The organism is Lujinxingia sediminis (assembly GCF_004005565.1).
In the GTDB taxonomy this organism is placed as follows: domain Bacteria; phylum Myxococcota_A; class Bradymonadia; order Bradymonadales; family Bradymonadaceae; genus Lujinxingia; species Lujinxingia sediminis.
The window spans coordinates 261,120-281,009 of sequence record NZ_SADD01000002.1; the positions used below are offsets into that span (position 1 = coordinate 261,120).

A 19,890-nucleotide genomic window follows, 5' to 3' on the forward strand; every position below is an offset into this window, starting at 1 on the left:
CCCCACGCCCTACGAATTCTCACGAAACCTCAGGTCCCCGGCCCGTAGCGCAACTTCTCGGAGGTACCCGCCGTCAGGCGAAGATCGCCGGTGAGGCTGCGCAACGCGGTACGAATCCCCTCTTCGACCACCGGATGGTAGAAGGGCATATCCAGCGCATCAAACACCGTCATCCCACTCTGCACCGCCCAGGCCAGCAGATGCGCGGTATGCTCTACCCCCGGCCCGAACATCTCGGCGCCGCACAGTCTGCCGGTGTCGCGGTCGGCGTAGATCCTCACAAGCCCCTTATTCTTCGCCTCGACCCGCGCGCGGCCCTGGTCTGCATACGACACCTCGCCGATGCCGCACTTCTCTTTATCGAGCGACTTCCAGCCGCAGCCCACCACCGCCATCTGCGGATCGGTAAAGGTGATCGCCAGCGGCGCGCGCCGAATCTGCGCGCGGATATCGGGGAAGTTCGCCGCATTGCTGCCCGCGATTCGCCCTTCATCGGCCGCCTCATGCAGCAGCGGGTAGTGGTTGGCCGCATCACCGGCCATGAACACCGGCAGCTCACCCACCTGGGTGGTGCGCGGATCGAACGAAGGCTGCCCGCGCTCATCCACGGGCACACCGGCCTCCTTAAGCCCCAGCCCCGCAAGGTTGGGGCGGCGCCCGGCGGTCACGATCACCTTTTCAAAACGCGCCTCACCGGGCTGCTTCTGAGCGTCGTGCCAGCGCAGCACGAAGCCGCCTTTACCGTCGGTGGCCTCGCTCACATCAAAGGCATCGATGCCCAGGTGCAGGTCGAGCTCGTCGCCGAGCACCTCGTGAATCACCTCGACGACCTTCGGATCGTGAAGATGCGCCAGCTCATAAAAGGGCGAAAAGAACGAGACTCGCACTCCCAGCCGATGCAACGCCTGACCGAGTTCCAGACCAATCACCCCCGGCCCGACCACGGCCACCGACTCGGGCAGATCCTCCCATTCAAAAACATCGGCGCTGGTGGACAACGACTCTCTGAGCGGCATGAGGTTCGGCGGGAAATAAGGGCTGGAGCCGGTGGCGATCACCACCGCGCGAGCGTTGATCTCCATCTCCTCATCGCTGCCTTCCAGGGCCACCCGCACCGTGGTCGGCGAGGTCAGGCGTGCTCGCCCGCGAATGCGCACCTCATCGGGAATGCGCTCGGTTGATTTGAGCACAAAACCCACAAAACGATCCCGCTCGCGCCGCACCCGCTCCAGCACCTCTCGCCCATCAACGCGCATCCCTTCGGGGTGCACGCCAAAGGTCGGCGCTTTCCGGACCGCATCGGCCGCGTTGGCCGCGGCGATCAACAACTTCGAGGGCATGCACCCCACCCGCGCGCAGGTGGTTCCGTAAGGGCCATCTTCAATGAGCGCCACGCTGGCACCGGCCTTACGCGCCGCACTTTGCGCTCCAAGCCCGGCCGTCCCGGCCCCGATCACCACCACATCCACGTCGCGCTTTTGCATCCCTGAGCTCCTCACTGCAATGGCATGTATGACCCGCGCCTCAACTCCAACATTCGGCGGCCTGGCGCAGCACATCGATCACACTGACCACGCCCACCACTTCCTCGCCCTCCACCACCGGGAGCGCGCCGACGCGGTACATCAAGAGCGCTTCCACCGCCCGGGACGCATCATCCTCGGGGCGAACCGTGACCACGTCACGATCCACCAGAAAACGGCTCTTGATGATTGTGGCCACCGGCGATTCCAGCACCTCTTTGACGTCCGCCTGCGAGAGCATAGTAAACACTCCGGGCATCGAGTGAATGAACGTCAGATCACGATCGCTGACCATGCCCACGATCCCCTCGGTGTCGACCACGGGCACATGGCGGATGCCCCGCTCCCGCATCAACGCCAGCACCGCCTCGATGCTCGTGTCAGGGCTGACCACCACCGGATCGCTCGTCATCACCTCGCGCACCTTCATCCCTGCCTCCTGCGCCGGCATCGACAACGCGGCCTCATTGCCCGCACGGACCATCCGGCCAACCTGTTGATATCAAAGACGAATTCAACATCGCGCGACGCGGAGCAACGACTCAATTCTCGATCACAACCCCGGCCTCGCGGTACTCACGGAGCCGATACTGGACCTTACGCACGCTGATGCCAAGCATCTCCGCGGTCTCCGCGCTGCTTCCACCGGTGGCCTCGTAGGTGCGTAGAAGCGCATGGCGCTCGATCTCGGCCAGGGTCGACCCGGGGATCTGCACGCCGATCTCACCGGGCGTCGTGCCGCTCTGTCGCAGAAGCTCCGCGGGCAAATGACGAAGCTCCAGGCGTTTGCCATCGGTGAGCACCACCGCGCGCTCGATCACATTCTCCAGTTCACGCACGTTTCCGGGCCACTCGTAGCGCTCCAGGGCGCTCATCACCTCGGGGGCGACTTCTTCAATGCTGCGGCCGTTCTCCTGGGCGTACTTCGCCACAAAATGTCGTGCCAGCAGGGGCACATCCCCCGGCCTGGCGCGCAGCGGAGGCGCCTCGATATGAATGACGTTGAGACGAAAATAGAGATCTTCGCGAAAACGACCGGCTTTGACCTCGGCTTCCAGATCACGGTTGGTCGCGGCGACCACCCGCACATCCACCGAGATGGTCTTGTTGCCCCCGACCCGCTCAAACTCCCGCTGCTGCAAGAACCTCAGGAGTTTGACCTGAATCGTCGGCGAAATCTCGCCGATTTCATCCAGGAAGAGGGTGCCGCCGTGGGCCTCCTCAAAACGGCCCTCGCGTCGGGCGCTGGCACCGGTGAACGCGCCCTTTTCGTGGCCGAAGAGTTCGCTCTCCAACAGGCTCTCCGCCAGCGCCGCACAATGCAGGCGCACAAAAGGCTTGTCGACGCGCCCGCTCTTCTCATGGAGCATCCGCGCGATCAGCTCCTTACCCGTACCGCTCTCGCCGGTGATCATCACCGTGGCGCGCGCGCCGGCCACCTGGTCGATCATCGCAATGAGCGACTGCACCGCCGGGCTCGCCCCCAGGATCTTTGTGCGCGATTGCTCGCGATGCTCGGCGTGGCGGGCGCGCAGATTGGTAAGCTCGCGACGCTCCTCAATGCGCTCCATCGCCCGGGAGAGCACCAGTGAGACTGCGTCGAAGTTCAGGGGCTTGGTCAGATAGTCGTCGGCGCCGGCCTTCATCGCCTCCACCGCACTCTCCACGCTGCCAAAAGCGGTCATCACCACACAGCCCAGCTCCGGCTGCTCCTCGCGCGCCTTCTTGACCAGCGTGATCCCGTCCATCACAGGCATGCGCCAGTCGGTCAGGAGCACCTCACAGGGCCACTCACGCAAGATCCCCAGCGCCTTAAAACCGTCGCCGGCCGAAGACACCTCGTAGCCCTCATCGCTGAGAAGTTCCACAAGCGCGCGGCGGGCATGCGGTTCATCGTCGACCACCAGGATGCGGCGTTTGCGCTGCGGCGCCTGAGTCTCAGGCGCCTTCTCAACGCGCTCAGCGGGAGAAACAGCCATCTCATCAGTCCATGCACTCATCGCTCAACCTCGTCCTCCGCGTCACGCCGCGGGTAGGGTAAGTAGACGGTAAAGGTGGTGCCCTCCCCGGGTCGCGAGAGCACATCGATGGAGCCGCCATGCGCCTCCACAATCTTGCGGGCGATCGCCAGGCCGATGCCGGTGCCGGAGGCTTTCGACGTGTAGAAAAGATCGAAGATCCGGTACTTCATCGCCGGCGACATCCCCTGGCCGCTGTCGCCGAACTCCACACGCAGCCCGCTCTCACTCTGCACGACCTGCACCCGCATAAGCCCCCCGTCGGGCATCGCTTCGACGGCGTTGGTCATCAGGTTGATAAAGACCTGCATCAGACGATCCCGGTCGCAGATCATCACCGGATCGCCTTCAACCTCAATGTCCATCTGCACCCCGCCGGCCTCCAGGGTCAGCTCGTGGTTGCGGCGGATCTCATAAAACATCCCGGCCACATCCACCGGTCCGGTGTGGATGTCGACGGGCTTGGCAAAGTCCAAGATCTCGGAGTTAAGCCCCTGAATGCGGCGCAGCTCCGCACGCACCGCTTCGAGCACCTGACCGTAGACCCCTTCGTCGACCTCGGAGCTGCGCAGGCGACGCTCCAAGAGGGTCATCTGCAAGCCGATGGCATTGAGCGGGTTGCGCACCTCGTGGGCAAGACCTGTGGCCAGCGCCGCCGGAATCTCCAGCTTCTGCTTCATCAGCGAGTCCCAGTAGGACTGCACCATGATCGTCAGCTCAATATCCAGGATGCGATCCACGCTGGTCACCGAATGACGCAGACTCTGAATGCGCGGATCGCTCTGAAGGCGCGCCTCCAGATCGCTTAAGATCTCCAGGAAGCCGTGGCGGATCAGGTTCATCGCCCCGAACATAAACTGCGGCAGCAGCCCCACGTTCACATGCACCCGGCCGATATGCTGGCGATGCGCAAAATATGCGTCGTCGTAGCGACCCTCAAAAAGCTCACCGAGCCACACCGCAAGTGAGGCGCGCAGCCGATCGATCTGCTCCGGGCCGACAAAGACGCCGCGAGCGCGCGGATGGGCCATCAGCGCATCGTAAAACGCCACAACCACCTCCGAGAAGCGAGGCTCCACCAGGGGGCCCAACGCCTTGAGGCGAGCGGCGTCTTCGTCGGTGAACCCGACATAACTTTTGATCTCGTCAAAGAAATGCATCACGAAATAACTCGGAGGTTCGAGGGTGCCGACGTCCCCCCGGATGGGCGAGGTCGGTGCTCGGGTCAATGCGTTACTACCCGTCGCCGATCATCTCCGCTCGACACCGGGCGGCCTCGGCACAAGAGGATGGCTCCCGGGTGCGGCAGAATGTCGCGACGACCGGGGCTAAAGCAAAAGCGGTGCCATCCTCGTCCGGAAGGAACCCGCCAGAGGGCGAAGACCCTTATCTGGTGCGCCTTATCGCGAGGCGATCGCGCTAAAATAAAGCCGGAGGAGCGGGAAGTCCGGCGCAAACTACGCAGCGAAGGGGCCGCGGAGACGCAACTTCTGCATCAACCAAAAGCATCGCGCAAATATTGCACAAAGACACGTCCTTACACAGCTCCTGAGCGGGAGCGTAGCGGGCGACTTGAGCGGTCAACGCGCCCCCATTCTTCTTTCGGGCCCACACGCCGGAGCGCGACGATCCGCCACCTTTTCTGAAGCTGTGCGGTGACCAGCGCGACGGGGCCGCTCACCTCGCCACCAACCTTTTTGAAACCTCTGGCACAGGGATTGCTCTAACCGACGACAACGCTTGCTGGCGAGATCCCCGCGCAGTCGGATTCGCCCTGGAGCAGGCATTTGTTGGTGTCTGACTGCGCTACTTTGCGAGGTACCTATGGCCGCACCCTGCATCTCGATGCCTGTTTCCGCTCCGGTCAACGCCCCCACGCCCGCGGTGCACCCGCTGGCGCGACAGCGCGCCCGCTCCTCGCGTGAGACAGACCTGCACGCCGACTCGCTGACCACCTACATGAATCAGATCCGACGCATTGAGATCCTGCCCAATGAGATTCAGGATCGTCTGGCGCGCGCCTTTTTGGAGCAGGGCGATACAGAGGCCGCCAAGACTCTGGTCTGGGCCAACCTGCGCCTGGTGGTGAAAGTGGCGACCGACCTGCACCGCCCCGGCCACGATCTTTTGGACCTGATTCAGGAAGGCAACCTGGGGCTGACCGAGGCGCTGACCCGCTTTGATCCAGACCGTGGCACCAGCTTTGTGGGCTATGCGCACTTCTGGATCCGCGCGCTGATCTTCAACTACCTGCTCAACCACACCTACCCGATCCGCATGGGCAGCTCGCGCGACAGCCGCAAGCTCTTCTTCAACCTGCGCAAAGCTCGTCGCCAGCTGCGCAGCCGCGGGCTGGAGCCCAGCGCCGAGAACGTGGCCGACTACCTGGAGGTTGATGTCGATGAGGTCGAGCGCGTGGCCACCCTGACCGGCGGGGGCTTCACGCGCCTGGACGCTCCCTTAAGCGACGACTCCGAGACCACCGGCCGTGACATGCTCGCCAGCGAGGAGCCCGACCCGGAAGAAGCCGCTCACGACCACCTCCTCTATGAGCGTTTGCGCGCGCTGGCCGAGGAGTTCGTGAACACCATCGACGACGCGCGCCGCCGCCAGATCTGGCATGAGCGTATGCTCGCCATCCACCCCCGCCAGCTCGACGACCTGGGCGATGAGTTCGGCATCTCCAAAGAACGCGTGCGCCAGCTGGAGATGGATATGCGCAAAAAGTTCCGGGTGTACATGGAGACCTACCACGCCCCCACCCTCCAGGAATACCTGGCCCACTGATCCTCGAATAACCCCCTGATTCAACAGGGGTTTTCGCACCAGGCAAGCGCAACGAGATGGCCGTCATCGAGCTCGGTGAGGGCCACCTCCCAACGCGCGGGATCGTCGTCGGGCAGCGCGATAAGTCTCGGGGCGTCCTGCGCATCAAGGTCGAAGATCACCTCATTGAGCCCCGCGCTAATGCCGCGTCCGTCGGCCTTCATCCAGGCCTCCTTGAGCACCCAGAGCTCCAGAAAACGCCGGCGTCGCGCGCTCACCTGGCCCTCCTCCCCATCGTCATCCAGCCTGGCGAGCGCCCGCTGCTCGTACGCCGAAAAAAAGCGCTCGGCGACGCTTCGATGATCGACGCGACGGGTGCCATGCTCGATATCGACGCCCACACGCAGCCCGTGGGCGGCGGCCAGCACCACCCGCTCTTCGCTGTGGGCCAGATTAAAATCAAAGCCGGGCAGCGCCGGGGAGACGAGGTGCGGTCGCTCAAGCGCGCTCTTCCCAAAGATCAACTCCTGCGGCTCGCATCCGGCAAGCTCGCTGAGCATCGTCCGCGCCAGCCCGCGCGTGATGAGGTCGCGCCGACGCAACCTCTCGAGCGCGTAGCGCTGATGACGCTCCAGCTCCTCGGCGCTCATCCAGCCCCGCACCTCCTCGCCAGCCCGCATCGAAAGCGCTCCGACCGCAGCACTCTTCACGATCACCCCGGCGCTCCGAGCGGCCTTGAGCACCACATCCTCCACCCTCAGCTCCGACCCACCGGTGCCCTCCTCACCTCCCGGGGCTGACTTTTCATCGCTGAAACACATTGCAGCTCCTGAACCGGATCGTGAAACATCTTCCGCATCATGCGGAACACATGCCCGCACGGAGCCTGCCCGGCGGACTCCGCGCGGATGGTTTTACCTGAGCCGCCACGTTTTTTTTAGCGATCGTCATAAAAGAGCGCCGCGCACTATTTGCGCGACGCTCTTTCATTCCGGGCCGGCGACGCCCCGCAGGCTCCTGGCCACACCAAACGCGGGGGGCTCAAAAGAGGTTCAATCCCCGTTGCTCTGCCGCTTCATCGGCGCCAGCCCGCCGCGCCAGGCCTCTCCGCTGCGCGCGGCCTGCTCCTCCTGGATAAACGCCTGCGCTGCGGCCAGACGCGAGCTGGCCACGCGGTAGGGTGAGACGCTCACATAATCCAGGTTCAGCGCCTCGAAGAAACGAATGGAATGGGGCTCCCCGGCGTGCTCCCCGCACACCCCGGCGGCCAGCTGCGGATAGACCATCCGCCCCTGCTTGAGCGCCTGACGCATCAAAAGCCCCACGCCGGCGCGATCGAGGATCTCAAAGGGATCTTCCGACAGGACGCCCTGGTCGCGGTAGGCCTCCATGAATCGCGAGGCATCATCGCGCGACATCCCCCACATCAGCTGCGTGAGATCGTTGGTGCCAAAGCTAAAGAAGTCGGCCTCCAGCGCCAGCTCCCCGGCCAGGAGTGCGGCACGTGGAACCTCCACCATCACGCCCACGGCCACATCGGCCTCGCGACTTAATCCATAGAGATGACGCGCCACCGCGTCGTTGATCACCGCGATCAGATGTCCGGCTTCCCCCGGGTCGGCGACCATCGGGATGGCTATCTCCACCCGGGTGCGTACGCCCTCATCCTGCACCTGGCGGGAGGCCTCGACGATCGCCTGCACCTGGGCTTCGTAGATCTGCGGGTAGACCATCGCCAGACGCCCCCCGCGAAAACCCAGCATCGGGTTGGTCTCACGCAGCGCATCGACCCGCCAGCCCACCGCCTCCTCGCTGATGCCCAGCACCTTCGCCACGCTCTTTCGCCCGGCGGCCGTCCCCGGCAAGAACTCATGGGCCGGTGGATCGAGAAGACGCACCATCACCGGCAGGCCGTCCATCGTGCGCAAAATTTGCGCAACCTCCTGGCGCTGGTAGTCCACCAGCGCATTGAGCCCCTGCTCCCGCGTCTCCCAATCCGTGCTCAAGAGCACCTGACGCATCGCGCGCACCGCCTCACTGCTCTCCAGGATCATATGCTCGGTGCGGCACAGGCCCACCCCCTCCGCCCCCATCTTCCGGGCCATCTCGGCTTCCTCGTTGCTGTCCACGTTGACGCGAACTTCAAGACGGCGGTAGCGGTCAGCGAGTTTTAGAAAGGTCTTCAGCTCCCCGGTGATCGTCGGGTCGTTGAGCTCCAGCGCCTCCCCGAACACCTTCCCCGAGCCCCCATCGATCGTGATGCGCTCGCCCTCTTCAAAAAACGCATCGCCCACATAACATCCACCTTTATCCTCATCGATGCGCAGCTCTCCCACCCCGCAGACGCAGGGGGTGCCGATGCCGCGGGCCACCACCGCCGCATGCGAGGTTAAGCCGCCCTGGGCGGTGAGCACGCCGACGGCGGCATGCAGCCCCTCCACATCATCAGCCGAGGTCATCGGGCGCACCAGAATCACGGACTTGCCCTTCTCAGCGCGCTCCACGGCGCGCTCCGAGCTCAGCGCAATCTCCCCGGTGGCCGCCCCCGGGGAGGCGGCCTGACCGCGGGCGATGGGCTCGGGCGGCGTACCGGCGATCTGACGATGCAGTGCCCGCTCCAGGTGCAACTTCGGATCGACGCGTAAGATCGCCTCCTCTTCATCGATGAGCCCCTCCTCGCACATCTCCAGGGCTGCGCGCACGGCGGCCTGGCCGGTGCGCTTGGCCGCGCGGGTCTGCAACATCCACAGCTTGCCGCGCTCCACGCAGAACTCCACATCCTGCATATCGTGGTAGTTGCGCTCGAGCTCCTGCATATAGCCGCAGAGCTCGGCGTACTGCTCGGGCATCAGGCGTTCCATGGCCGCCATGCCCCCGTGCTGCTCCTCCTCCATGCCCAGGGGCCCCGGGGAGCGCCGACCGCCGACCACGTCTTCGCCCTGGGTGGCGATCATATACTCGCCATAGGGCCGGGCCTCCCCGGTGGCCGGATTGCGGCTAAACGCCACCCCGCTGGCGCTCTCATCGCCCAGGTTCCCAAAGACCATCACCATGATGTTGACCGCCGTGCCCCACCCGCCGCCATTCATGCGATGCAACTTGCGGTAGGCCCGCGCCCGGGGCGCCTCCCAACTTCGAAAGACCGCCTCCACCGCCCCCCACAACTGGCCAAAAGGCCCGCGGGGCACATCTCGCCCCGTGACCTCCACGGCCTTCTGGCGCATCGCCTCACTGATGGCGAAGAGCTCCTCCCAGCCCAGATCGTGATCATCGTCGACGCCGGCGCGGCGGCGGTGGCGCACCAGGACCTCTTCGAGCAACGCGTCGTCCACGCCCATGACCACACTTGTGTACATCTGCACAAAACGGCGCTGGCAGTCGTAGGCAAAACGCCGGTCGCCGCTCTGGCGCGCCAACCCCTCGACGCTGTCTTCGCTCAACCCCAGATTGAGCACCGTGTCCATCATCCCGGGCATGCTGCGCGCGCCCCCCGAGCGCACGCTGAGAAGCAGCGGGTTGTCCACATCACCAAAGCCGCGGCCGGTGCGTTTCTCAAGCCAGGCGATGCCCTGACGCACCTGCATCTCAAGGCCTTCGGGGAAAAAACCGTGCTCCAGATAACTTCGGCAGGCCTCGGTGGTCAGGGTCATTCCCGGGGGGACCGGCATCCCTAAGCGCGCCATCTCCGCCAGCCCTGCCCCCTTGCCACCGAGCAGCTCCTTTTGCGAGCCATCACCTCGGGCGTGGCCCTCTTCAAAGCGGTACACAAAGATATCGTCGGTGCTCATCGTCTCCTCCTCCACGTCGGAATTCTGCGGGGGCGCGCGTCGCGGGCCGCCGGCGGATCAGGCTCTCGGGGGCCCGGCGCCTCAGCCTCATGGGGGGGCCGCGCCACGGTGGCCGGCGACCCGCCGGAGCGAAAGTGGCGCGAGGCCCGGGCCAGCGCTTCGAGGCGCTCCTCGACTTCGAAAAAGACCGTGCCCTCCTCAAACGCGCCGGCCTCAGTGCGGCGACCGGCCGGCCGATCGAAGATCAATGTAGCGGCCTGGTGTACGGTTTCGACCGCATAAATAAAGAACGTCCCGGCCCTGACTGCCTCGACCACCTCGTCGGAGAGCATCAAATGCTGCGTGTTGCTCGCCGGGATCACCACCCCCTGGGTGCCGGTGAGACCCCGGTTTTTGCAGAGTTCGTAGAAGCCCTCGATCTTGGCGTTGACCCCGCCGATGGCCTGCACACGACCGTGCTGATCCATCGAACCGGTCACGGCCAGATCCTGACGAAGCTCCAGCTCACTGATCGCCGAGAGCAGCGCGAGTGTCTCGGCCACCGAGGCGCTGTCGCCGTCGACCCCGCCGTAGGACTGCTCAAAGACCAGACGCGCCGAGAGGGCCAGCGGGCGCTCGCGGCCAAAGACCTGACCAAGGTAGCCGCCCAGGATCAACACCCCCTTGGCGTGCAGCGCCCCGCTGAGTTCAACCTCCCGCTCGATATCGAGCAGCTGGCCCTGGCCTACCTGCACGCTGGCGGTGATGCGGCTGGGCCGACCAAAGCGCTCCCCGCCCAGCTCCACCACCGAGAGCCCGTTGACCTGCGCGCTTTTCGTTCCTTCAAGCTGCACATGCAGAATATCGCGCTGCATCGCCTCGGCGATGCGATCACGCAGCCTTGAGGCGCGCCTGCGGCGCGCCTCAAGCGCAGCCTGCACATCCTCCCTTTGCACCCGCTCTGCGCCGCGCTCCTGGCGTTGCCAGTCCGCCTCGGCGAGCACCTCATCGATGCGCTCCACGGCGACCGAGAGCTTTTGGGCATCTTCGGCCTGGCGCGCGCCCCACTCCACCAGGCGTGCCAGCGCCCCGGCGTCGAGCGGCGAGGTCTTCAGCTCGGCGCTGCGCCGGGCGATGAGGCTTAAAAAGCCGTCGAGCTCGGTGTCGCGCTCAACCGACGACTCAAAGTCGGCCATCACCTTAAAAAGATCCGAAACATCCGGGTCAAACGCCTCCAGCAGATAATAAAGGCGGCGCTCGCCAACGAGCACCACCTTCACATCGAGCGCTACCGGCTCGGGCTCCAGGCTCTGGGTCGAGAACAACCCGAGGGTCTGCGCCGGGCTCTCCACGCGCAGCTCACCGGCGCGCAGCGCGCGCTTGAGCTGCTCCCAGACCATCGGCTGCATGAGCACCTGGCGCACATCGAGCACCAGAAAGCCCCCGTTGGCCCGGTGCAACGCTCCGGGCCTGATCATCGTAAAGTCGGTGGAGATCGCCCCCAGGTTCGCCCGGTGATCGATACGCCCGAAGAGGTTTTCAAAGTTGGGGTGATGCTCCTGAATGACCGGCGCGCCTTCGGCCTTTCGATCTTCGTAGAGCACATTGACCTGGTAGCGGCGCAGCACCTCATCTTTCCCCTGAGCCGCTCCCAGCCCCAGAAGTTGACCGGCCTGGCCGCTGCCCTCACCGGCGACGAACGCATCGGCATGCTCCACCAGATCATCTTCCAGCGCATCGAGGTACCCGATGACCTGCGCGTAGTCGCCAAAATCCTCGCGCACCGGCTTAAGGCGCGCGACGACTTCGGTGCGCACGGTGGCCTCTTCCAGGGCCTCAACCTTCTGGCGATGCTTACTCTCCTGGCCGGCCAGGGCGCGCAGGCTGTCATCGAGCTCGGTGTGCAGCGCTTCGAGCGCGTCTTCAAAACGTTTGCGCTCCTCCACATCGAGTTCCTGGAAGGCCATCGGGCCGAGCACCTCGCCATCGACCACCGGCGCCATTACCACCCCGGAGGGGGTCTGAATCACGGCCACATCGTGGGCCTCGGCCTTTGTGCGAATCGCCTCGAGCTCGTCTTTCTGACGGCTCTCAAAACGCTCATCGAGCTCGCGGCGCGTGGCGATATACTCGGGGCTCTCCAGGGCGCGGGGGAGCGCGTCGCTGAGCGCTTCGATCAGCTCGGCCAGGGTCTCTCGAAGCTCGGTGGCTCGCCCGGCCTTCAGGCGTAAGGCGCGCGGGGCACGGGGCTGCTCGAAGTTAAAGACATAACACCAGGCGTCGGGAGCCGGCCGCCCGGCGGCGGCCTCCTCCAGGAGCTCCAAGATCTGCCCGTGTTTGCCCAGCCCCGGCGGCCCCACCGCGAAGATGTGATAGCCGGGCCGGCGCATGGAGACACCGAACGCGAGCGCCTCTTCGGCGCGCGCCTGTCCGGGGACCCCACCCTCACTGAGCTCCTCGCTGCCCTGCACACCGAGGCGCTCCGCTTCACAGATCCGGCGCAGCTGCTCGGTGGAGAGCTGCGTTGACTCACGCAAGGCCTCCACCCTCGCCACACGCGCTGAGACTTCCGAGTGGCCGTTGGCCCCCTTACCATGCGGCTGTGCCGACTGGCCGGATTCATTGCTCCTGGTCCTTCTACGTCGTCTCACCCTCGCTCCCTGCGTTAAGCCCGGGGCACGATGCCCATGATGTGGCGCCCGTGACGTCCGATCACCTCGACGGTGCTGGCCTGAGGCCCTTCCTCGCCATCGACCTCGCTAAAGCGAACCTCATCGCCCAGCTCCAGGCGGGCAAAACCGCCATTGAGCACGGCGTTTTTATGAAAGTAGATCTCGCGCCCGCCGATGGTGCGCAGAAACCCAAATCCCTCCTCGCTGTTGAGATGCGTGATGACCGCATGCGGGGCGTTGGCCCTGGGCTTGCGCTCGGCACGCAGCCGGCCGGCGTAGCTCTTTAAGCGGCGCTCCATGGCCACAAACGCATCGCGCACGGCCTGATAGGGATCCTGAACCACCGCGCGCGTCGGCATCCCGAAGCGGGGCGTCGTCGTGGCCACAAGCTCCTGACCGGGCACGCTCACCTCCACGCGAACCCGGTAGCCGGTGACCTCATGCTGGTTGTTGCGACTGGCCGCCTCCACGGCGACCCGACAGGCGATGATCCTCTGAAAATAGCGCGGCAGGCGGTCGACCCGCTCGCGCACCAACCGCTCCAACGAGGCGCTTGCCTCGACTTGCTTGAACGCGATCTCCAGCGGTACTCGCATAAAACGCCTCCGTCGCCGCCAGGTATGCGGCGCTTGAGGATCGAGGATGCCTTCCGATCTCCACCCCGACCGGGGCGTAGAAGGCGGAGCGGGCGCTCGACCCATCTCATCGTTGTTCAAACTCGAAGCTAAACACGCCCGACGATCCCCCATGATCCTCAGCGCGGCGTTGACCCCCGCGCCTCAAAGGACCAAGATTCGCCGGCAACCTTCAGCCGCCCCCGGTCTGCGCCGGCGGCCTCCCTTACAACCACTCGCCAGAGGCCCGAGGATGCTGCCCGGCCGGCCTATTTGAGATGAGGACTCTGCATGCAACGCCGTCTGATCGTGATGCGCCACGCCAAAAGTGACTGGGCCGAGCCCGGCTTAAGCGACCACCGCCGCCCCTTAAACACCCGCGGCCGCACAGACGCCCCCCGCGTCGGGGCTCGCCTGGCCGAGCTGGGCTGGACGCCGCAGGTCGCGCTCTGCTCCGACGCCACTCGCACCCGCGAGACCTTCGAGTTGATGGAGCCTTCCTTTCCCGACTGTGAGCTGCACCTGTTAAGCGAGCTCTACCTGCCGGGCACCGGCGATGTGCTCGATGCGCTGGCCACGCTCGACGACGAGGTGGAGACAGCGCTGGTGCTCGGCCATAACCCCGGCTTTGAGCAGGTGCTGGGCTACTTAAGCGGCACCTTTCATACGATGACCACCGCCAACGCCGCGCTCCTGCTCGCCAGTGGCGAGAGCTGGGCGGAGGCCTGCCAGGCCTCCACGATGCGCCTGCAGCAGATCGTGCGCCCGAAAGATCTCGATGACTAAAGACAGGCGCAGGCGCGGGCAAAGCGCATTCACAGGCGCCCTCACTGCCCACCTCTAACCCTCTCTTTTCAAAGTACGTTCACACCCAGGCACCCCACAGGGAGTACCGCCATGAGCTCGTCAACTCGCACCCACCGCCTGCTCGAAGCGCTGGGCCTGCACCGACCCGAGCTGCGCGCCTGGGCGATGTACGACTGGGCGATCACGGGAATGTACGCCGTGATCATCGTGGCGGTCTTTCCGATCTACTTTCAGCGCGTGGCCGCCCAGGGGCTCGATCCCACGCTGGCCACCCAGCACTTCGCCACGGCCACCACCCTGGCGCTGGCGATCGTCGCGGCGATCGCCCCGGTGGTCGGTGCCATCGCCGACTTTGCCACGGTCAAAAAACGCTTTCTGGGGACCTTTGCCGGCATCGGCATCGCCGCCGTCGCCGGGATGTACTTTATTCAGGAGGGCGACTGGCTGCTGGCCGCGGGCCTCTTCATGATCGCCAACCTGGGCGCCAACGGCTCGATGATCTTCTACGACGCGATGCTCCCGCATATCGCGCGCGAGCATGAGATCGACCGCGTCTCCACCGCCGGCTTCGCCGTGGGATACGCCGGGGCGACGCTGCTCTTAACGCTGAACCTGGCGATGATCATGAAGCCGGCCTGGTTCTTTCTGCCCGTCGAGAGCACGCTGCCGAGCCGCCTGGCCTTTATCACGGTGGCGATCTGGTGGCTGGCTTTCTCCATTCCTTTGTTTCGGCGAGTGCCCGAGCCCCCGCTTCCCGAAGGCATGGAGGCCATCTCGGCCGGTCAGGCGGTGCGCCGCGCCCTGGGCCGGCTGCGCCACACCTTTGGCGAGCTGCGCGGATTTAAACATGCCTTTTTGATGCTCCTGGCCTTTCTGATCTACAACGACGGCATCGGCACGATCATCCGCATGGCCACCATCTACGGCACCGAGCTGGGCATTGAGCAGGGGGTGCTCATCGGCTCCATTGTGCTGGTGCAGATCGTGGGCGTGCCGTTCACCTTCATCTTCGGCACCCTGGCCGGGCGATTTACCACCAAGACCGCCCTCTTCTTCGGGCTTTTTGTGTACATGGGCATCAGCGTGCTGGCCTACTTTATGACCACCTGGGTGCATTTTGTGCTGCTCGCGCTGCTCGTCGGCACGGTCCAGGGGGGCACCCAGGCCCTCTCGCGCTCGCTCTTCGCAAGCCTGATCCCCCGACATAAGAGCGGGGAGTTTTTCGGCTTCTTTGCCGTCTTCGAAAAATTCGCGGGCATCTTCGGGCCGGCGATCTTCTCGTTGATGATCATCGCCACCGGGTCGAGCCGTCAGGCGATCCTCTCGGTGATCGGTTTTTTCATTATCGGCGGCCTGCTGCTGCTCTTTGTCGACGTAGATGAAGGCCGCGCCATCGCCCGCAAGGCCGAAAAAGACCGCGCCGAGGCCCTCGCCGCCTGATCTTTCACCTCATGTTCTCCGTGTTTGTTTGGCCTCGGGAGATCAGGCGTGCGGCAGAATGCCACCTCGCTGCACGTCACCATCCCGCGCATGATGACCGCTCTTGCCCCTCCTCTCACCTGAAGCCCCGGATCTGCCATGAGCCGCCTGCGCCCCTTCACCGACACCATCTGGTTGATCGACCACCCCCTCAAGCTGGCCGGCGTGCAGATGGGCACGCGCAGCACCCTGATTCGGCTGCCCTCTGGCGAGCTGACGATGATCAGCCCGGTTTCTTTCAGCGATGAGGACCAGGCCGAGATCGACCACCTGGGAGCGGTCACCACGATCATCGCCCCGAACCTCTTTCATCACCTCTATCTCAAACGCGCGATGGCGCGCTGGCCACAGGCCCGCGTGCTCGTGCCGCCGGGCCTCCCCGAGAAGATCGGCGAGTTGGATCAGGCGCTGACCCTCTCGCCGACGGGGGAGCTGGAGGATAGCCTGCGCTGGCACCGGATCGAGGGGATGCCAAAGCTGCGCGAGCACGTCTTTTATGAGCCTCAGAGCGGCACGCTGATCCTGACCGACCTCTGCTTTCACTTCCCCGACCACCCGCACTGGTGGACGCGCATGTTCATGCGTCTCAACGGCGCCCTTGGCAGCTTCGGCCCCACCCGGATCTTGCGCTCGGGCATCGCCGACAAAGAGGCCTTCGCAAGCTCCCTGCCCGCGCTGCTCGACTGGGAGTTTGATCGCGTCGTCATCGCCCACGGTGAACCTCTGGCAGACGAGGGCCGGCGCCGTTTTCAGGAGGCGTTCGGCGCCGAGCTCGCGCGCGCCGGAACCTGACCCACGGTCAGCTTCAACGGGGTATGCGGGATGACCCACGGTCAGCTTCAACGGGGTATGCGGGATGACCCACGGTCACCTTCGACGGGGTATGCGAGATGACCCACGGTCAGCTTCAGCGGGGTATACCACCTGACCCACGGTCACGCTTCGCCCTTAATATATGCGCATGAGGCTCAACCCAGGGTCGCCTTTGACGGGGTATGCGAGATGACCCACGGTCAGCTTCAGCGGGGTATAGAACCTGACCCACGGTCAACCTCCAAGGGGTACATGACATGACCCACGGTCAGCCCATCCTGAGCAATAAAACTGACCCACGGTCAGCCCACCCTGAGCAAAACAACTGACCCACGGTCAACCCACCCTGAGCAAAAAACCTGACCCACGGTCAGCCATCCCTCCCCTCACATCGCGGCCACACGCTCAGCTGTGCCGCCCGGACTCGTTGATCGATCGCGAGCTCCCGGGGCGGCCCTCGGCCAGGGTGCGGCGGGCCGGTTTTCCGCGGCTGGTCGCCACCCTGTCACCCTGGTGGGGCTCTTCGTCGCGGGCGATGGAGTCCTGCTGGGCAGCGCTCCCCTCGCTCAAGGGGTGCGCGCTCCCGGGGCGGCCTTCGGCCAGAGCGTCGCGGGTGGTGCGGTCGGCCACCCCGGGCTCCTCGGCCAGCTCGGGGCGATGGCCGAAGTCGGCCTTGCGCGGCTCAAAGAGCTCACGCCAGTCCTCGCCCAGTCGCGCGATGAGCAACGTGCGGCGCTCGCTGCCCACGCTCTCGCTGATGACCTGGCAGACCACCCGGCTGAACTCCATGGCAAAGCCCTCATCAAGCGCGAGCGCCTCACCCACGCTCGTGTAGAGCGCGGTCGGTGTGATGCCCGGGGGTGAAGCCGCCCGAGTTTTTAATTGAGAGGAGGGGGCCGCCCGGAGCTCGGAGGCCAGCGGCTCGGGCAGGCGCTCGGCCACCACCTCGGCGCTCTCCCGGCTCAGGCCGCTGGCCAGCTCCAGGATCACCCGGTGCACAAGCTCCTGAAGCAGCCCGGCGTCCTCAATGCCGCTTCGGCGCTGCACGCGCATCAACAAGATCTCGTAGGTCATCGCGTCACTCCCTGCGTAACGGCGTAAAACGTCGAGCGGACGCGCCTCTCGCGCCCTCTCTGCGGGCCTCGGCCCTCGGGGGCAATGTAGGAGCGAGGGGCGTGTCACCAACCGATGGACCGTCTTCCCCCCGTGTTACACCCACCGGCTGACACAGCCTGTTACGCCCCCATCGCTGCGCTTCGCCCCCCGAGTGTGGTAGCGTTGACGCGACCCCGAGAATCACCACCCCCGATGTGTTCTGCCTTCTTTCAGCGTGGAGTTTCAGGATGAGACACCTGACCTGGCCCCTGGTGGGTTTGTTGTGTGTAAGTCTGATGAGCAGCGCCTGCAGCGATGACGTCGCACCTTCGGAGCGCGAGGGCGACGACGTGCCCGACGTCAGCGACGACGGCGGGCTCGACACAGCCCCCGACACCTCCGCCGATACCGACACCGATCCGCCCGACACCGCTCCCGGCGACACCGGCGATACCAACCCCGACGACGCGGGCGACACAGACGACGCCCCCGTCGATGAGAGCTGCCCCTCCTACCAGGACCGCTGCGAGGGGGAGTGCATCCCCACCAGCGTCGACCCCGAGAACTGCGGGGGCTGCGGGGTGGTCTGTGAGGGCTCAGACGTCTGCTCCGGTGGAAGCTGCGTCGACCCCGAAAGTTGTCCCGGCGAGCTGGAGGCCTGCGGGGGAGCGTGCGTGGACACCTCGCTCGACAGCGACCACTGCGGCGGCTGCGGCATCACCTGCGACGCCGGCGAAGGCTGCGTCGCCGGCACCTGCCGCGAGGTCATCGCCCTGGAGCCCGGCCCCGCAAGCTGCGAGGGCGTCGGCCCGGTCATCGACTTTGAGCCCGGCCAGGGATCCCCGCAGGCCTGCGCCGGCGACCTGGCCGAGTACACCTTCCGCTGGGGCTTATGCTCCTGCGACGACGTCGTGACCAACGTCGGGCTGATGGTCGATGCCTACGACAGCAGCGTCGGCCCCTACACCCCGGGCGGTCCGGGCGGCGGCGTGGGCACCAACGGCAGCCAGCGCGCCAACGGCCTGGTCGATGTCACCGGCTCCCTCTGGGTGGCCGGCTCCGAGGGCATCAACCTCAACATCGGCGCCGAGATCGGCCAGCGCCTCTACAACGGCGGTGACTTCTACAACAACAACCCGGTCTCGGTGGGCGAAGACGCCTTTATGGTGGGCGACATCGACACCAACCTGGGCGTGACCATCGGCGGCGATCTCAACGTGCCAGCCGGCACCTCCATCCACCCCAACGTCACCTACCAGAGCCTCAATGAGGGGCCCGTGAGCGTCGGCGACGCCTGCTCCTACTGCGAGGAAGACGACCGCATCGATGTGGCCGCCATCGTCGCCAGCCGACGCGACGTCAACGACAACGCCACCATCGGCCTTGAGCCCGACGTCCTGGAGAACGCCACCGGCGGTGTGCGTCTGGAGCTCCCCTGCGGCAACTACTACCTGAGCGAGATCACCCCCAACCTGCCCACCACGATCGTGGCCACCGGCAACACCGCCCTCTACGTCGACGGCGACATCGAGAGCAACGGCCAGCTCACCATCACGCTCACCCCTGACGCCAGCTTCGATATCTTCGTGGCCGGCGACGTGCGCACCAACGAGCGCTTCCGCCTGGGCTCGCCGAACTACCCGGCCCTGATGCGCATGTATGTCGGCGGCCCCAACGGCTTCCGATCCAACAACCAGATCGACGTCGGCGGCTACATCTACGCGGTGCCCGGCGGCATTGAGACCAACAACGACATCGAGATCTTCGGCGGGCTCCACGGAAGCCGCTTCGGCGCGAACAACCAGGTCAGCATCCACTACGATCGCGGCGTGGGTCGCGTCGGCCAGAGCTGCCCCGATCCCGACACCGACCCGGATCCCGATCCCGGCGACGATGTCGGCCCCGATCCCGATGTCGACCCGGATCCCGATCCCGATCCGGTCTGCGGGAGCACCGATGACGGCTGCGCTTCCGACTCCGACTGCTGCAGCCCGCTGCGCTGCGAAGAAGGTGTCTGCGCACTGCTCTCCTGCCAGCCGGCCTACCTGCCCTGCTCCCGCCCCTCCGACTGCTGCAGCGGCATGTGCACCGCGTCTGGCTCTCAAGAGGGCGTGTGCATCGTGCCCTGAGCGCGGCCTAACACCGCGCTGAGTTCTGACCCGGGGTCGCCCTTCAACCGCCAACCATGCGGGTGATCGGCGACCCCGGGTCGTTGCGTACCCGAGAAATCATGCGTCGCCGAGCGATTCGAAGTGACGCGCCCCCGGCGGATGCGGTACACCGCCCTCGCCGCACCGGCCCGGCACCGCGCAAAAGATGCGCACCAGCGCTCGACG

General features: G+C 65.4%; 14 protein-coding genes. 5 read left to right on the top strand and 9 right to left on the bottom strand.

The genetic code is table 11. The features are described from left to right. Positions 1-29: 29 nt before the first annotated feature. The 4 genes from EA187_RS06805 to EA187_RS06820 all read right to left on the bottom strand — a co-directional run bounded on the left by EA187_RS06805 (position 30) and on the right by EA187_RS06820 (position 4,701). Positions 30-1,484, bottom strand: a complete 1,455-nt coding sequence (locus tag EA187_RS06805) for a dihydrolipoyl dehydrogenase (RefSeq protein ID WP_127779700.1) — start codon at positions 1,482-1,484, stop codon at positions 30-32. 40 nt (positions 1,485-1,524) lie between these two features. Further along, positions 1,525-1,953 carry a CBS domain-containing protein gene (locus EA187_RS06810; protein ID WP_164856070.1) on the bottom strand — a complete coding sequence of 143 codons (429 nt, stop codon included), beginning with the start codon at positions 1,951-1,953 and terminating at the stop codon, positions 1,525-1,527. Between the two features lie 112 nt (positions 1,954-2,065). After that, positions 2,066-3,523 (bottom strand): sigma-54-dependent transcriptional regulator, encoded by a 1,458-nt coding sequence (locus EA187_RS06815; protein ID WP_206524212.1) that lies wholly within the window; start codon positions 3,521-3,523, stop codon positions 2,066-2,068. Further along, on the bottom strand, positions 3,520-4,701 hold the full coding sequence (locus EA187_RS06820) for a protoglobin domain-containing protein (RefSeq protein ID WP_115606534.1): 1,182 nt from the start codon (positions 4,699-4,701) through the stop codon (positions 3,520-3,522). The genes EA187_RS06815 and EA187_RS06820 overlap by 4 nt, the downstream gene beginning before the upstream one ends. 664 nt (positions 4,702-5,365) lie before the next feature. Here EA187_RS06820 and EA187_RS06825 point away from each other — a divergent pair. Continuing rightward, entirely contained in the window at positions 5,366-6,328 is a 963-nt protein-coding gene (locus EA187_RS06825; RefSeq protein WP_115606532.1) for a sigma-70 family RNA polymerase sigma factor, read from the top strand. Between the two features lie 20 nt (positions 6,329-6,348). On the opposite strand, the gene EA187_RS06830 is transcribed toward EA187_RS06825, so the two are convergent. The 4 genes from EA187_RS06830 to EA187_RS06845 form a co-directional block, all read right to left on the bottom strand. Continuing rightward, complete coding sequence (locus EA187_RS06830; protein ID WP_115606530.1) at positions 6,349-7,128, bottom strand: 4'-phosphopantetheinyl transferase family protein; 780 nt, start codon at positions 7,126-7,128, stop codon at positions 6,349-6,351. Positions 7,129-7,359: 231 nt separating this feature from the next. Beyond that, complete coding sequence (ppdK, locus tag EA187_RS06835; RefSeq protein ID WP_127779705.1) at positions 7,360-10,095, bottom strand: pyruvate, phosphate dikinase; 2,736 nt, start codon at positions 10,093-10,095, stop codon at positions 7,360-7,362. Beyond that, positions 10,092-12,611, bottom strand: a complete 2,520-nt coding sequence (locus tag EA187_RS06840) for a Lon protease family protein (protein WP_164856071.1) — start codon at positions 12,609-12,611, stop codon at positions 10,092-10,094. Before EA187_RS06840 ends, ppdK begins: the two co-directional genes overlap by 4 nt. 128 nt (positions 12,612-12,739) lie before the next feature. Further along, complete coding sequence (locus EA187_RS06845; protein ID WP_164856072.1) at positions 12,740-13,342, bottom strand: HPF/RaiA family ribosome-associated protein; 603 nt, start codon at positions 13,340-13,342, stop codon at positions 12,740-12,742. A 309-nt stretch (positions 13,343-13,651) separates the two neighbouring features. Here EA187_RS06845 and EA187_RS06850 point away from each other — a divergent pair, with 309 nt between their 5' ends. The 3 genes from EA187_RS06850 (at position 13,652) to EA187_RS06860 (ending at position 16,438) form a co-directional block, all read left to right on the top strand. Further along, positions 13,652-14,146 (top strand): SixA phosphatase family protein, encoded by a 495-nt coding sequence (locus EA187_RS06850; protein ID WP_115606523.1) that lies wholly within the window; start codon positions 13,652-13,654, stop codon positions 14,144-14,146. Between the two features lie 111 nt (positions 14,147-14,257). Then, complete coding sequence (locus tag EA187_RS06855) at positions 14,258-15,607, top strand: MFS transporter (protein WP_115606522.1); 1,350 nt, start codon at positions 14,258-14,260, stop codon at positions 15,605-15,607. 138 nt (positions 15,608-15,745) lie between these two features. After that, positions 15,746-16,438, top strand: a complete 693-nt coding sequence (locus EA187_RS06860) for a DUF4336 domain-containing protein (protein ID WP_115606520.1) — start codon at positions 15,746-15,748, stop codon at positions 16,436-16,438. 426 nt (positions 16,439-16,864) lie between these two features. On the opposite strand, the gene EA187_RS06865 is transcribed toward EA187_RS06860, so the two are convergent. After that, positions 16,865-17,533 carry a DUF2267 domain-containing protein gene (locus EA187_RS06865; protein ID WP_115606519.1) on the bottom strand — a complete coding sequence of 223 codons (669 nt, stop codon included), beginning with the start codon at positions 17,531-17,533 and terminating at the stop codon, positions 16,865-16,867. Positions 17,534-17,802: 269 nt separating this feature from the next. Between EA187_RS06865 and EA187_RS06870 the strand changes: the two genes are divergently transcribed. Further along, positions 17,803-19,683 (top strand): DUF7305 domain-containing protein, encoded by a 1,881-nt coding sequence (locus EA187_RS06870; RefSeq protein ID WP_115606517.1) that lies wholly within the window; start codon positions 17,803-17,805, stop codon positions 19,681-19,683. The last annotated feature ends 207 nt before the right edge of the window (positions 19,684-19,890 follow it).